This is a genomic window from Sphingomonas sp. IBVSS2 (genome assembly GCF_002127225.1).
GTDB lineage: Bacteria > Pseudomonadota > Alphaproteobacteria > Sphingomonadales > Sphingomonadaceae > Sphingomonas.
In genome coordinates this window covers 1,009,616-1,022,359 of record NZ_NFUR01000001.1, presented here as the reverse complement: position 1 = coordinate 1,022,359, position 12,744 = coordinate 1,009,616, and the positions used below count along the sequence as shown (strand labels likewise).

14 protein-coding genes are annotated in these 12,744 nt (G+C 67.8%); 6 read left to right on the top strand and 8 right to left on the bottom strand.

All coding sequences use genetic code 11. The annotated features are described in order from the left end of the window. Positions 1 to 42: 42 nt before the first annotated feature. On the bottom strand, positions 43 to 414 hold the full coding sequence (locus CAP40_RS04995; RefSeq protein WP_086128197.1) for a hypothetical protein: 372 nt from the start codon (positions 412 to 414) through the stop codon (positions 43 to 45). 143 nt (positions 415 to 557) lie between these two features. Between CAP40_RS04995 and CAP40_RS04990 the strand changes: the two genes are divergently transcribed. Further along, a complete protein-coding gene (locus CAP40_RS04990) occupies positions 558 to 959 on the top strand; it encodes an EVE domain-containing protein (RefSeq protein ID WP_086128196.1) in 402 nt (133 codons plus the stop codon). A 689-nt stretch (positions 960 to 1,648) separates the two neighbouring features. Here CAP40_RS04990 and CAP40_RS04985 read toward each other — a convergent pair. Then, positions 1,649 to 3,661: a peptide MFS transporter gene (locus CAP40_RS04985; RefSeq protein ID WP_086128195.1), complete on the bottom strand. Its 2,013-nt coding sequence runs from the start codon at positions 3,659 to 3,661 to the stop codon at positions 1,649 to 1,651. Positions 3,662 to 3,951: 290 nt separating this feature from the next. Between CAP40_RS04985 and CAP40_RS04980 the strand changes: the two genes are divergently transcribed. From CAP40_RS04980 to CAP40_RS04965, 4 genes are all read left to right on the top strand, one after another. After that, the gene (locus tag CAP40_RS04980) at positions 3,952 to 4,551 is read left to right on the top strand and encodes a nitroreductase (RefSeq protein ID WP_086128194.1); all 600 of its coding nucleotides are present in this window, start codon (positions 3,952 to 3,954) and stop codon (positions 4,549 to 4,551) included. A gap of 18 nt (positions 4,552 to 4,569) precedes the next feature. Continuing rightward, positions 4,570 to 4,926 carry a GntR family transcriptional regulator gene (locus tag CAP40_RS04975; protein ID WP_086128472.1) on the top strand — a complete coding sequence of 119 codons (357 nt, stop codon included), beginning with the start codon at positions 4,570 to 4,572 and terminating at the stop codon, positions 4,924 to 4,926. A gap of 4 nt (positions 4,927 to 4,930) precedes the next feature. Next, positions 4,931 to 5,794, top strand: coding sequence for a signal peptidase I (gene lepB, locus CAP40_RS04970; protein WP_086128193.1), 864 nt, complete (start codon positions 4,931 to 4,933; stop codon positions 5,792 to 5,794). 63 nt (positions 5,795 to 5,857) lie between these two features. Next, on the top strand, positions 5,858 to 6,286 hold the full coding sequence (locus tag CAP40_RS04965; RefSeq protein WP_086128192.1) for a DUF5990 family protein: 429 nt from the start codon (positions 5,858 to 5,860) through the stop codon (positions 6,284 to 6,286). On the opposite strand, the gene CAP40_RS04960 is transcribed toward CAP40_RS04965, so the two are convergent. Both CAP40_RS04960 and CAP40_RS04955 read right to left on the bottom strand, forming a co-directional pair. After that, positions 6,283 to 6,993: an alpha/beta fold hydrolase gene (locus CAP40_RS04960; protein ID WP_086128191.1), complete on the bottom strand. Its 711-nt coding sequence runs from the start codon at positions 6,991 to 6,993 to the stop codon at positions 6,283 to 6,285. The two genes, CAP40_RS04965 and CAP40_RS04960, sit on opposite strands and share 4 nt — an antisense overlap. Next, positions 6,990 to 7,619, bottom strand: coding sequence for a TIGR02117 family protein (locus CAP40_RS04955; protein ID WP_256924019.1), 630 nt, complete (start codon positions 7,617 to 7,619; stop codon positions 6,990 to 6,992). Before CAP40_RS04955 ends, CAP40_RS04960 begins: the two co-directional genes overlap by 4 nt. Positions 7,620 to 7,669: 50 nt before the next feature. Here CAP40_RS04955 and phhA point away from each other — a divergent pair, with 50 nt between their 5' ends. Continuing rightward, positions 7,670 to 8,536 carry a phenylalanine 4-monooxygenase gene (gene phhA, locus CAP40_RS04950; protein ID WP_086128189.1) on the top strand — a complete coding sequence of 289 codons (867 nt, stop codon included), beginning with the start codon at positions 7,670 to 7,672 and terminating at the stop codon, positions 8,534 to 8,536. 350 nt (positions 8,537 to 8,886) lie between these two features. Here phhA and CAP40_RS04945 read toward each other — a convergent pair whose 3' ends face one another. The 4 genes from CAP40_RS04945 to CAP40_RS04930 all read right to left on the bottom strand — a co-directional run bounded on the left by CAP40_RS04945 (position 8,887) and on the right by CAP40_RS04930 (position 12,720). Beyond that, positions 8,887 to 9,861, bottom strand: a complete 975-nt coding sequence (locus CAP40_RS04945) for a 50S ribosomal protein L11 methyltransferase (RefSeq protein ID WP_086128188.1) — start codon at positions 9,859 to 9,861, stop codon at positions 8,887 to 8,889. After that, positions 9,861 to 10,568, bottom strand: a complete 708-nt coding sequence (locus CAP40_RS04940; protein WP_086128187.1) for a hypothetical protein — start codon at positions 10,566 to 10,568, stop codon at positions 9,861 to 9,863. Before CAP40_RS04940 ends, CAP40_RS04945 begins: the two co-directional genes overlap by 1 nt. Beyond that, positions 10,558 to 11,259 carry an SDR family NAD(P)-dependent oxidoreductase gene (locus CAP40_RS04935; protein WP_086128186.1) on the bottom strand — a complete coding sequence of 234 codons (702 nt, stop codon included), beginning with the start codon at positions 11,257 to 11,259 and terminating at the stop codon, positions 10,558 to 10,560. The genes CAP40_RS04940 and CAP40_RS04935 overlap by 11 nt, the downstream gene beginning before the upstream one ends. Positions 11,260 to 11,376: 117 nt before the next feature. Next, positions 11,377 to 12,720 carry a methyl-accepting chemotaxis protein gene (locus CAP40_RS04930; RefSeq protein WP_086128471.1) on the bottom strand — a complete coding sequence of 448 codons (1,344 nt, stop codon included), beginning with the start codon at positions 12,718 to 12,720 and terminating at the stop codon, positions 11,377 to 11,379. Positions 12,721 to 12,744: the final 24 nt, after the last annotated feature.

Sequence of the window (12,744 nt, the reverse complement as noted above, 5' to 3'; positions counted from 1 at the left end):
CCTAGCGGAGGGGCAGCGCCAGGCTACCCCTCCGCGAGAACGTCAGCGGCAGTAGCGGACCCGCACCGGACGATCGAGATAGGGATCCCACACCCGGCGGACCTCGCAATAGCCGCGATAGGAGCGGTAATAGTCGCGATAATAATAGCCGTCGGTCGGGTAGTAGCCATGGTCGCGATAATAGCCGCGATCATAGTCGTAGCGGCGATCGTAGCGGTCGTAGCGGCGGCCGTCGCTGGCGATCGCGGCACCGATGGCGAGGCCGGCGATACCCGCGACGATCGCGGTGCCGGTGCCGTCATGGTCGCGATAATGGCCGCGATAGCGCTGCGCCTCGGCCGCCGGCGCGACGGCGACCAGCACGGTCGCGCCCAGAACGGTGCCGAGCACGGCCTTCTTAACGAAATTGGTCATCACTTTCCTCCTCATTTGCGGGCGCCTGCCGGCCGTCCGAGGAGGGACGAGTCGCGGCGCTGAGGTCATGGAGATAACGCCCGGCGGCTGAACTGGTTCGGAATCGGTTGTTAAGCAGCCGTTTAGGCGGTTAAGGCGGCGGCATGCGCTACTGGCTCCTCCGCTCCGAACCCGACGCCTATTCCTGGGACGACCTGGTCCGCGACGGGGCGACCGAATGGAACGGCGTGCGCAACTACACCGCCCGCAACTTCCTGAAGGACATGGTACCGGGCGACCAGGCCCTGTTCTATCATTCGAACACCGAGAAGGCGGCGGTGGGAATCCTGGAGATCACCCGCGCCTGGCAGCCGGACGGCGATGACGGCAAATGGGCCAGCGTCGCAGTGAAGCCGGTGCGCAAGCTCGCCAGGCCCGTCACCCTGGCGATGCTCAAGGCAGAGCCGCGGCTCGCCAAACTGGAAGTGCTCCGCCAGTCGCGCCTTTCGGTCACGCCGGTGCGCGAGGACGAATGGGCGGTGATTCTCGAGCTGGGCGACACATAGCAGCGGAGGGGCCGACATTCAGGCCGAGGGAGCGGCTTGGCGGGTCGGAACACTTCGAACCAACCTCTCTCGCCACCCTGAACTTGGTTGGGAACTATCCCGTTCGAGCATGTATGCGCTCCCCGGCGAAGGCCGGGACCCAGTCGCAGCACATTCGCGAGGGCGCAATGCCATCGAGGGGTTCGGAACTGGACCCCGGTCTTCGCCGGGGAACCGCCTCCCGCCACATGCTTGAAGGGGATAATCGCCAACTTGTTTCAGGGCCCAACTATCGACGGGCGACAGACACGAAGCGCACGCGCCTCGCCCGCCGCAGGTTGGATGCTGAAACGCGTTCAGTATGACGAAGATGGGAGTGATTGCGTACTCTGCAATCCACGCCCCAACCCATTGCAGTTGCAGAAAGCGCAACCCTGAACCATCTGCACATGCTGCATTGCAGCAGAGCATGCAGATATGAGGGTTTCACGATGTTCTCGCTTATCTCGCTCTTCCTCGCCGCTCGCCGCGAAGTCACGCTGCCGGTCGCCATTCAGGCGCCGGGCGCCGTTGCCGACGCGCAGGTCGAGCTGCGCCTCGCCGCCTGAACGGGCGGCATCGCAGACGCAAAAAAGGGGGAGCGTCGCCGCTCCCCCTTTTCGTTTGCGCTTGCGCGCGGGCCCTTTTCGCTTCCGCGAACGAAGCGGCGCTTATTTCACGCCGTGCATCCAGTATTTCAGCGGCCAGCTCAGCAGCAGGAGCAGCACGCCGAGGATGATCGCCGCGATCGAGATGGTGGTGAACACATCGACATAGGTATCGAGGCTGACCTTGAGGTTGGTCACCTGGCCGCCCACCGTATCGACGCTGGCCAGCTGCGCGATGGATCCGGAGACGAACTGCGCCACCGAGATCGACAGGAACCACACCCCCATCATCAACCCGACGACGCGGGCGATCGACAGCTTGGTGATCATCGACAGGCCAACCGGCGAGATGCACAGTTCGGCGAAGGAGTGGATGAAATAGAGGCCGGCCAGCCACCAGATGCCCACCTGGAAATTGGCATCGGCATAGCTCGCGCCCCAGACGAGCAGCAGGAAGCCTGCCGCCACGCCGATCAGCGCGATGCCGAACTTGACCGGGATCGACGGCTCCAGCCCGCGCTTGGCCAGCGCGGTCCACAGCATCGACATGAACGGGGCGAGCAGCACGATGAAGGCCGCGTTGAAGAACTGGGTCTGGCCCGCGCTCATCGACCAGGTCGGCGCGCCGAGGATACTGTTCTGCTGCCACCAGAGGAGGCCGGTGCCAATGGCGAAGACCAGCAGCACGATCACTTCGTCGAGCGCCTTGCGCGGGCGCCCCAGTACCTCCGGCAGTAGCACCCGGACGCTCCACATCATCGCGCCGATCAGCACGGCACAGGTGGCGTAATAGGCGGTCGGCTGCGCCCGGAAGAAGGCGATCAACGGCGTTGACCAGTGGAGTGCGAGATCGGTGTTGCGGTCCGCGAACAGGGTGAGCGACGAGCCCGCCTGCTCGAACAGCGTCCAGAACACGACGTTGAAGACGATCAGCACCATCGCCGCCAGCATCATCTGGAACTCGGTCCTGCTGCCCGCGAAGAACGACCAGATCAGGATTCCGGGCACGCTAACCAGGAACGAGCCGAACAGCAGCTTGCCCATCAGCGGAAGGTGCGTGAGGTAACCGATGAAGCCCGAGCCCTTGGCGGGCGGCGCGGCGTGCATCAGGTTGACATAGAGCAGATAGAAAAGCGGCACGACGCAGAGTGCCACCGCATAGATGATCCATTGCTGGCTGTGGACGCCCGGCTTGGCCGGCGGCTCGCCATAGCCGTCGAGCTTGCCGCCGTTGAACTGGATCAGCGCCCAGGAGATCATCATGCCGATCGCGGCAAGGCCGAAGCCCCAGCTCCAGTCATAGGCGACGGCGAGCCAAGGGCAGAGGATCTGCGAGAAGAGCGAGCCGGTGTTGATGCCCATGTAGAAAATGGTGAAGCCGCTGTCGCGTCGTCGGTCGCCCTGCTCGTAGAGTTCGCCGACCATGGTGGAGATGTTCGGCTTGAAGAAGCCGTTGCCGACCGACACCATCGACAGCGCGATCAGCATCACCATCACGTAGAAGGCGTTGCGGTCCGCGCCGGATTCGAAGCTGCCCTTGTCGACCTTGCGCGCGACGGTGCCGGCATCGAGCAGATCTACGGTGCCGTCGTCATTGCCCTTGATCTCGAGCTTCTTCGCGCCGTCGATGACGTAGCGGACTTCCTTGCCCTCGGCCGACTTGCCGATCGAGACTTCGTAGCGCTGGCCGTCGATCGTCGCATGGGGCTTGGCGGTGGGGCCGCCGAAGCAGAGGATCAGATAGCCCAGCGACATGACGATCGCGCCGAATTTCACTGCGCGCTTGGACCCCAGATACTGGTCGGCCAGATAGCCGCCGATCAGCGGGGTGAGATAGACGAGGGCGGTATAGCCGCCATAAAGGCCGGTCGCCTCGCGATCGCCGAACATGAAATGCTGCGTGAGATAAAGCGTCAGCAGCGCGCGCATGCCGTAATAGCCGAAGCGCTCCCACATCTCGGTGGTGAACATGCGCGCCAGCTGGCGGGGATGCCCGAACCACGTCTTCTCCGCAGCGGGATTGACGTGGGTGATGTCCGGCTCTGCCGGACTATCGGCGGTTGGAGTGTCGACCATGCGGTTTATTGCCCTTTAGATATCGGTTCCAGGCCATAGGCCCGGCGCATGGGCGGCCAAACTAGACGGAATGAAGCGGCTGTAAAGCATGCGCGCCCGTGCATGGCTGCGGCGCGAGCGATCGCGCGACCAATGACCCGGTCCAGCAGGATGGCGATGCCCGGCCGGCTGCCCGCCCTCCCCGGATGCCGATGGCCGTGCGAACATCCTCGCGGTTGCGCGGCCGAATCCCTTCCGGTCCGCGCCGGTGGCGTTTGCGCGCTCGCCTTCCACTCCCTAGATGCCCGGCCATGGTCCTGAACGATAGCTCCAGCCTGCTCGCCCATCTCCGCACCCGCCGTTCCGGCAAGCCGCGCGACATGGCCGCGCCCGGGCCCGGCCCGGAGCAGCTCGACGCGATGATCGAGATCGCCGCGCGCACGCCCGATCACGGCAAGCTCTTCCCCTGGCGCTTCGTGATCGTGCCCCGGGCGGCGCGGGCCGCACTGGGCGAGAAGCTCGTCGCGATCTTGCGCGGCGAGAAGGCGGATTGCACGGCACGCGACGAGGAAGCGGCGATCCAGTTCGCCAATCAGGCGCCGGCGCTGGTGGTGGTGCTCTCCGCACCCGTGGTGCCGCACAAGATCCCGGTCTGGGAACAGGAGCTCTCCGCCGGTGCCGTCTGCATGAACCTGCTCCACGCCGCGCATGCCATGGGCTTCGCCGGCGCCTGGATCACCGGCTGGGCCGCCTATTCGGACGCAGTGCGCGACCTGTTCGGGGCGGCGCCGCAGAAGATCGCGGGATTCGTCTTCATCGGCACCCCCGCCGCGCCGCTGGAGGAGCGCCCCCGGCCGTCACTGTCCGAAATCGCACATAAGTGGAATCCGGGGTATGGACCCGCCGCTTGATTGGTGTATTATCGCAGCATGACAGCGCTAGAGCATGAGGACAGCCCGGTCTACCTCAAGCTGCGCGCCAGCATCGCCGCGGCGATCCTGCGCGGGCAATACCGGGCAGGGGATCAGCTTCCGTCGGTGCGTGCGCTGGCGGCCGAGCACGGCGCCAATCCGCTCACGGTCGCCAAGGCCTATCAGAGCTTCCAGGACGACGGCTATGTCGAGGTCCGGCGCGGCGTCGGCATGTTCGTGCTGCCGGGCGCGGTGGAGAAGCTGCGTATCGCCGAGCGCGAGCGCTTCCTCACCGGCTATTGGCCGCGGGTGAAGGAGCATATCGCGCTGCTCGGCCTCGACGCCCGGGAATTGTTCGACCGCGAGACGGTCTGAGGCGATGCCGGCGGTCGAGGATGCGGCCGCCGTGCCGCGGAAACAAGGCTGGACGCGGACCGCGCTGGCCTGGGGCCTGCTCTTCGGTGGCGTGTTCGCCTTTCAGAGCGTGGCGGCCAAGCCCTTCTACATTCCCTCCAGCTCGATGATGCCGGCGCTGCGCAAGGGCGACCGGCTGATCGTTTCCAAATATCCCTATGGCTGGTCCTATGCCTCGCTCTCGATCCATGGCAGCGGCGTGGTTCCCGGCCGGCTGTTCGGCCGGCTGCCCGAGCGCGGCGACATCGTCACGGTGGCGCGGCGCGGGGACGGGGCGGACCTGATCAAGCGTGTGATCGGCCTGCCGGGCGACACGGTCGCGGTTCGCCACGGCGTGGTGATCCTCAACGGCAAGGCGGTGCCGCGCGTGGCCGCGGGGACCGCGGACATTCCCGTCGACGCCAATGTGCCGTGCGACGAGCCGATGCTCGCGCCGTTCCGCAAGGTGGCGAAGGACGGCACGCTCGTCTGCGCGCTGCCATTGTTCCGCGAGACCCTGCCGAACGGCGCGCGCTACGACGTGATCGACCTGGGCGACACCTATCTTGCGGGGGGCTATGTCAGCCCCGGCGACACCTATGGCCCGATCCGGGTGCCCGCCGGCCATGTCTTCCTGATGGGCGACAATCGCGACCAGTCCGCCGACAGCCGGTTCACGCTGGCGGAGAAGGGCCTGGGCGGACCGGTGCCGATCGAGAGCCTGGGCGGACGCGCCGAGATCATCACCCACAGCTATAACGGCGAGGGTTCCTGGCTGAACCCGCTCGCCTATGTCACCGCGCTGCGCGGCAAGCGCGCCGGCAGTTCGCTTCGCCCCGAACATCGCTGACGCCGGAACCCGATCCGGCTTTGCGGGAGACGGATGCCGGTGCGCCCTGCTAGGGTCCGCGCCATGGCGAAGGCAGAGCAGATCCCCCTCCCCTTTCGGATCGTCGTCGCGCAGCCGGTGATCGGGGTGTTGCACAGCCTGCAGGCGAAGGACGACCAACCGCTCGACCCGAAGCTGTCGCGGGCGGGCGAGGCGCTGCACTTCGATTTTCCCGTGCGCGTGGCGCCGGGCCCGAAATTCTTCGGGGACCAGGTGCGCCGCGAAGGCCCCGAGCGGCGCTTCGTCTATATCCGCATCGGGCAGGCGGCGGGCGACCCCGCCTCGCCCTGGTCGCGCAGGATGAAGATCGACATCCACGATATCGATCCCGCGCTGCTGGCGCGCGCGGCGGAGGGCGGCATCCTCGAGATCCAGGTCCAGGGCACCGGCAAGGACGGCACGCCCGCCTGCGCCACCGTGCGGGCAACGAGTCTGCGCGTGGTGGCGCCCTAGGTCCAGCCGCCCAGTATCCCGGCGACGGCGCGCAGGACCTGGGGCTTCATCTGGACGAGCAGATGGCTGCTGCGCACCTCGACCGCGCGGCACGCCGCCTCGCTGCCTTCGCGGCAGATCAGCCCGTTCACGAAGCCGTCGCTGCGGCTCCAGATCGCGGCGCTCGGCATGGGCAGCGGGCGCGCGGCCTCGGCCAGCCGCGCCACCACCGCCGGGTCGGCGATCTTCTCGCCGGTGAGCAGTTGGAAAGGGCGCCAGACATTGGTGGCGCTGGGCGCACCGGCAAAGGGCGCGCTGATGGTGAGTACCGCGCGGACCAGATCGGGGCGGCGATGCGCGACGATGCGGCTCATCACGCCGCCGAGCGAGACGCCGATCAGCGTGACCTTCCCGCCGGTCTCGCGCTGGATCTCCTCGACTCGGGCGATCAGCTTCTCGCACTCCGGCCCGACGGTGCGCACGCCGAAATTGCGGCCGAGCCGCCAAGGATAGGGGCGATAGCCGAGCCGGGATAGCATGGCGCGCAGCATGAAATTGGAGCGATCGGTGTTGCAGAGGCCGGGCGACACCAGCACCGGCCGGCCGTCGCCCCGGGCAAGCCCGGCGATGCGGAAACGGGCGAGTTCGGCCAGGGTCATCGCGGCACGGGCCGGCTCGAGCGCAAGGGCGAGGCGGGGCGGCGGCTCGGCGGCGGTGCGCGGGATCATAGCCACAGCATCACCCCCCAGGGCAGCGGCGTCCAGCTGCCCATCCGCACGCCCGCCTCGCGCAGGCTCCGTCCCGTCCATTCGTTGCAGGTACGGATCGCGCTATAGCCGCCCTTGGCCGTATAGAAGGCGTCGCGCGCGCCATAGCCGCGCACCACCGGCCCCGCGGCGAAGCTGCCCCGGACATAGGCGACCAGCCGGCGATATTCCTCGGGCCGCAGCAGCACCGCGCGCACCGATCCGTCCACCTGGGGCGCGGGCACATGGGCGACATGGACCACGGTCGATCCGATACCGGCCAGCGCCTTGGCGGTGCGCCAGGGATCGATGTCGCGCCAGCGGGCGGTGTGGAGGTAGAAATCCCGATTGCCCCAGCCGATGGCGAGATAGGGCTCGGCGCCGTAGCGGGGATCGGCCAGATGCTCGGGCCGGGCGATGTCGCGGAACGCGGCGGCAGGCAGGATCAGATCGGTGTGCGCGCCATTGTCGGCCACATAGATGCGCACCCCCGTCGCCGGCGGCGTGCGCCCGCGGTTGGCGGCAAGCCCGGCACCCAGCGCCGCGGCCGCGAGATAGACGACCACCGGCAGCACCAGCGTTCCGATCAGCCTTACCAGGATCCGCAACCGGCCATCCCCCATTTCGCACCTGCACCATCGCATGCTATGCTATTTTCATGGCTCAAGACACGCATGTGCTCGATCGCCCCCCCGAGGGCGCATCGGCCGACTGGACGATCCCGCAGAACTGGCAGGCCTATACGGCCGAAGAACACGCGACCTGGGACAGGCTCTATGCGCGCCAGGCGAAGCTGCTGCCGGGCCGGGCGAGCAAGGCCTATCTGCAGGGCCTCGACGCGCTGCGCCTGTCCGAATCGGGCATTCCGAACTTCGAGGAGCTGAGCGAGCGGCTGATGAAGCTCACCGGCTGGCAAGTGGTCGCGGTGCCGGGGCTGGTGCCCGACGACGTGTTCTTCGATCACATGGCCAATCGCCGCTTCGTCGCCGGCAACTTCATCCGCCGGCCCGACCAGCTCGACTATATCCAGGAGCCCGACGTCTTTCACGACGTGTTCGGCCATGTGCCGATGCTCGCCGATCCGGTGTTCGCCGACTATCTCGAAGCCTATGGCCGCGGCGGCAACCGGGCGCTCGAGCTGGGCGCGCTGAAGCAGCTCGGCCGGCTCTACTGGTACACGGTGGAGTTCGGGCTGGTCCGCGAGGACGGCGACCTGCGCATCTATGGCGCGGGGATCGTCTCCTCCTTCGCCGAAAGCGTGTTCGCGCTGGAGAGCGACAGCCCCAACCGCATCGGCTTCGACCTGAAGCGCGTGATGCGCACCGATTATCGGATCGACGACTTCCAGCAGAATTATTTCGTCATCCCGAGCTATGCCGAGCTGCTGCGCGCCACGGTGGAGACCGATTTCGCGCCGCTCTATGACGAGATCCTCCGCCAGCCGGACATCCCGATCGCCGAGATCCTGCCGGGGGACGACGTGGTCACCCGCGGCACCCAGGAATATGCGCGGTCGAAGCAATAGGGTCTCAGCCCGGTGCTTCTCTCCTTCTCCCCGCGAGCGGGGGAAGGGGCATACGCCGGAAGTGCAGCTGGCCCGGTCTGCCGGTGGCAGCCGGAGGATGGCGGGTTCTACAACCTATATGGTTTTCCATCTCAAGTGATTTGTGCCGCACCTGTTCCCCTCCCTGGAAGGGAGGGGTTAGGGGTGGGTGGATGCACGCGTCACGGCGAGGATAAGCAGGGCGTTGGCGGTACGCCTGGACGCAACCCACCCCCAGCCCCTCCCTTCCAGGGAGGGGAGCTAGAAGGGATGACAGTGAAGGAGCCGGAAGTGGCGATGGCGGGGAACGGCCTTGGCTTGGCCTCCCGACCCTACCAGCTCCCGAACCCCGGCGCCTCGCCCTTGCCGCGGCTCATCCGCGTTACCCGTTCCGTCCCGTAGCGCACCCGCTTCGCCAGCGTCAGCGTCGGCCAGTCGCCGCGATCGGCGCGGTGGACCAGGCGCAGGCCCTGGCGGCGATAGGCCTGGGCCACCGTCTCGGCCTGCCCTACCAGCAGCCCCGCCAGGATCAACGTCCCCCCCTCGGCCAGCACCGCGCCGATGCTCGGCGCCAGTTCGACCAGCGGGCCGGCAAGGATGTTGGCGATGACCAGGTCATAGGGCGCGCGGCCGATCAGCAGCGGATGCTCGACGCCCGCCGCGGCGGCCAGCGCCAATGCGCCCTGCCCGCCGCCCAGCCCGATGCCGTTGAGCTCGGCATTCTCTGCAGTGACCGCGACCGCGCGCGCATCGATATCCGACGCCGTGGCATAGGCGCGCGGCCAGAGATGCAGCGCCGCGAAGGCGAGCAGACCGGTGCCGGTGCCGAGATCGAGGACGTTCTCGAAGCGCTTGCCCTCCCGCTTCAGCCGGTCGAGCGCGAGCAGGCAGCCCGAAGTGGTCGCGTGCGTGCCGGTGCCGAAGGCGAGGCCGGCATCGATGCGGAAAGCCGTGGCGCCTGCGGGCACCTTGCCCTTGTTGGTAGCGGTATGGACGTAGAAGCGGCCGGCATGGACCGGCTCGATCCCGGCCTGGCTGAGCGTCACCCAGTCGGCGTCGCGGATCTTCTCGGCGACCGCCTTCACCCCCTTCGCGCTCGGCACCAGGGCGCGCACCGCGTCGAGCGCGGCACTGTTGGGCTTCGATTCGAAAAAGGCCTCGAGCTGCCAATGGTCGGGATCGTCCTCGATCCGTTCGCTGGTCAGCAGCACGGGCATCGGCTCGATGCCGAACAATGCCTCGTCATCGGCATCGATCGCCTCAGCTTCGGCGCGGGTGCAGGGCAGGATGAGCTTCCAGCTCGACATCAATCGATCTCCACGGGGCGCGCGACGACCACCTTGAGATCGGGGATCTCGATCGCGCGATATTGCAGCTTGCGGCCCTGGCGCATCAGCAGCGCGAGGCGGGTCGGGCTCTGCATCCAGGCCTTGTCGATCCCGTCTATCCCGGCAAGCAGATAGGCTTGGCGCCCGGTGGCGAGGTCGCCGACCAGCACATCCTGACGCGTGCCGTCGACGGTGCGGACGCGGAACACATAATAAGCGAGCGGAGCCTTCTGCGTGTCCACGCCTTCCTCCCCGGCACCCGCCATCGCCGGCAGATAATCGCGGGAGACGATCCGGCGGCCATTGTCCGGCAGCAGCTTGCGGCTGGCACCGCTCGCCTTGTCGAGCAGGATCACGTTGCGTTCGTCCGGTGCGCCACCGCCCGAATAGGAGCCGGCATCGCCGCGCCGGATCGAGGAATCGGTGGCGATCACGATCTCCAGCACGTTGGTTCCGTGCAGCGGATTGACCGCGGCGACGGCGAACACGTCCTTGGCAGCCTTGGCCTCGACCTGCGCCGGGGCATCGGCATTGCCCCGCCCCCGCATGAACATCGCGCCGCCGATCAGGACCGCCGCCAGGATCACGATGCCCGCCCCGACCACGGCCAGCGCGCCGACGAGGAGGCCGCCGACGAAGGGCGGGCGCGCGGCCAGGGGGAGCCGGGGCCCGGGACTATCGGACATAGCTCGCCCCGTTGATGTCGAGCACTGCCCCGGTCATCGAGGGCGGCGCGGCCAGCGCACAGAAACGGGCGAGCACGGCCACTTCGTCGGCATCCGCCACCCGGCCGAGCGGGATGTCGGCGAGCAGCTTCTCGCCGCCGCGGCTGGCGAGATAGTCGTCGGCCATGCCGGTCATGGTGAAGCCCGGGCAGACCGCGAAGGCGAGGATGCCGCTGCGCGCATAGCCCCGGGCGATGCTCTTGGTCATGCCGACCATGCCCGCCTTGGACGCGGCATAGTGCCAGTGCGCCGGGCTGTCGCCGCGATAGGCGGCGCGGCTCGCCATGTTGACGATGCGCCCGGGCCGCCCCCCGGCCTGCCAGTGGCAGATGGCGAGGCGGCAGAGCTCGGCCGAAGCGGTGAGGTTGATCCGCATCGTCCGCTCCCAGTTCGCCACCCAGTCGTCATGCTCGATGTCGAGCGGATTGCTCTCGAACACCCCGGCATTGTTGATGAGCACGTCGATCCGCCCGCCCAGCGCATCGAGCGCCTGGTCCCACAGGGCCCTGGGCGCCGCCGGATCGGCGAAATCGGCGGGGATGCCGCTCCTGGTGCCCTGCCCGATCAGGCGAACCGCGTCGTTCTTGAAGCTCTCGGCGATCGCGGCGCCGATGCCGCGGCTTGCCCCGGTGAGGAGGATGTGGGTGGCCATGCGCCTGCCTAGCGCTTCGCCCTGTCCCCGTCATCCCCGCGAAGGCGGAGGACCAGAGTAGCAAGTGCTGTCCTGCTTGCCTCTGGAGCCCTGCCTTCGCGGGAATGACGAAGCGCTTCAGGCAGCGACGCTGCTGGAGAAACTGTCCGCGGCGGCACGCAGCTTGTGGAGACGGTCGTCGACTTCGGCCACGTCCTTCTGGAGCGTGTCGATCTCGTGGGTGACCGACTTGGTATCCTCGCGGATAGCGCCGATGGTGGCGGACATGGAGTCGGCGGCAAGCGCGGTCTCGTCCACGGCCGCGGTGATCGCGGTGACGGTCTGCGCCTGCACTTCCATCGCGCTGCGGATGCGATTGGCGCTTTCCTGCACCTCGCTCACCGTCGAACGGATCGAGGCGTTGGTCTCCACCGTGCTCTTCGTCGCCGACTGGATCGCCGCGATCTTCGCCGCGATGTCGTCCGTCGCCCGCGCCGTCTGGTTCGCCAGGCTCTTCACTTCCTGCGCCACCACCGCGAATCCGCGACCGGCATCGCCCGCACGCGCCGCCTCGATCGTCGCATTCAGCGCCAGCAGGTTCGTCTGCCCGGCAATGTCGCGGATCAGCCCCAGGATCGATTCGATCGACTTGGCATGGTCGCTCAGCGCCTCGCTCATCCCCACCGCGTCGGTCGCCTGCGACGACGCCCGCGTCGCGATCCCCGCCGCTGCTTCCACTTCCATCCGCGCATCCTCGATCGCCCGGATCAGCCCGGCCGCCGTCTGCGCCGCCTCGCGCATCGCCACCGCAGACTGTTCCGCCGCCGCCGCCACTTCCGACGCCTTGCCCAGCATCCCACGCGCCGAAGCGGAAGTATGGCTGGCCTGGACGCGGAGCTGCTCGCCCTCGCGCGAGGCGCGCTGGACGGTGCCGCCGATCGAATCGCGGAAATCCTCCGCAAGCCGGTCGCGCGCCGCCTGGGCGCTGTGCTCGCGGTACATGTTGTAGATCTCGACCGTGATGTCGCCTTCGAGCGCGGAGAGGCGCATCAGCGTGTCGATCAGGCCGGCGAGTCGCCGGTCCTCGGTGCCGACGCGGCGGATCAGGATCTCGAGCGCCACCCGGTCGCTTGCGCTGATCATCGAGAGCAGCGCCATCGGCGGCACGTTCGCGGCATAGGCCGCCGCGACCGAGCGCTCGATCGACTCGATCCAGGGCCGGCCCTCGGCGTCCAGAAAGCGGTTCCTGAGGAAGACGACGCCGAGATCGATCATCTTCTGCGTATCGTCGGGCGCCCAGCTGCGCTCGTCGGCGAAGCAGCGCAGCCATTGCTGCCAATAGGCCTCCGAAACCGCGCGAATCTCCGGCTCCAGCGCTTCCCAGGCGGCACGGCCCGAAGCCGCGAGCGAGCCCTCGAAATCGAAGATGCGAAGCCGGGCGCGCACGTCGATGCGGGCGGCCGTGGAGCCCGGTACCGGCAGATCCTCAAGCGAAACGGCGTTGGT

Excerpts from the sequence above, each read along its gene's own strand:
- CAP40_RS04940 (WP_086128187.1), bottom strand. The coding sequence starts at position 10,568 with ATGTCCGATAGTCCCGGGCCCCGGCTCCCCCTGGCCGCGCGCCCGCCC.
- CAP40_RS04990 (WP_086128196.1), top strand. The coding sequence starts at position 558 with ATGCGCTACTGGCTCCTCCGCTCCGAACCCGACGCCTATTCCTGGGAC.
- CAP40_RS04945 (WP_086128188.1), bottom strand. The coding sequence starts at position 9,861 with ATGTCGAGCTGGAAGCTCATCCTGCCCTGCACCCGCGCCGAAGCTGAG.
- CAP40_RS04975 (WP_086128472.1), top strand. The coding sequence starts at position 4,570 with ATGACAGCGCTAGAGCATGAGGACAGCCCGGTCTACCTCAAGCTGCGC.
- CAP40_RS04935 (WP_086128186.1), bottom strand. The coding sequence starts at position 11,259 with ATGGCCACCCACATCCTCCTCACCGGGGCAAGCCGCGGCATCGGCGCC.
- CAP40_RS04965 (WP_086128192.1), top strand. The coding sequence starts at position 5,858 with ATGGCGAAGGCAGAGCAGATCCCCCTCCCCTTTCGGATCGTCGTCGCG.
- CAP40_RS04980 (WP_086128194.1), top strand. The coding sequence starts at position 3,952 with ATGGTCCTGAACGATAGCTCCAGCCTGCTCGCCCATCTCCGCACCCGC.
- CAP40_RS04985 (WP_086128195.1), bottom strand. The coding sequence starts at position 3,661 with ATGGTCGACACTCCAACCGCCGATAGTCCGGCAGAGCCGGACATCACC.
- CAP40_RS04995 (WP_086128197.1), bottom strand. The coding sequence starts at position 414 with ATGACCAATTTCGTTAAGAAGGCCGTGCTCGGCACCGTTCTGGGCGCG.
- CAP40_RS04960 (WP_086128191.1), bottom strand. The coding sequence starts at position 6,993 with ATGATCCCGCGCACCGCCGCCGAGCCGCCGCCCCGCCTCGCCCTTGCG.
- phhA (WP_086128189.1), top strand. The coding sequence starts at position 7,670 with ATGGCTCAAGACACGCATGTGCTCGATCGCCCCCCCGAGGGCGCATCG.
- lepB (WP_086128193.1), top strand. The coding sequence starts at position 4,931 with ATGCCGGCGGTCGAGGATGCGGCCGCCGTGCCGCGGAAACAAGGCTGG.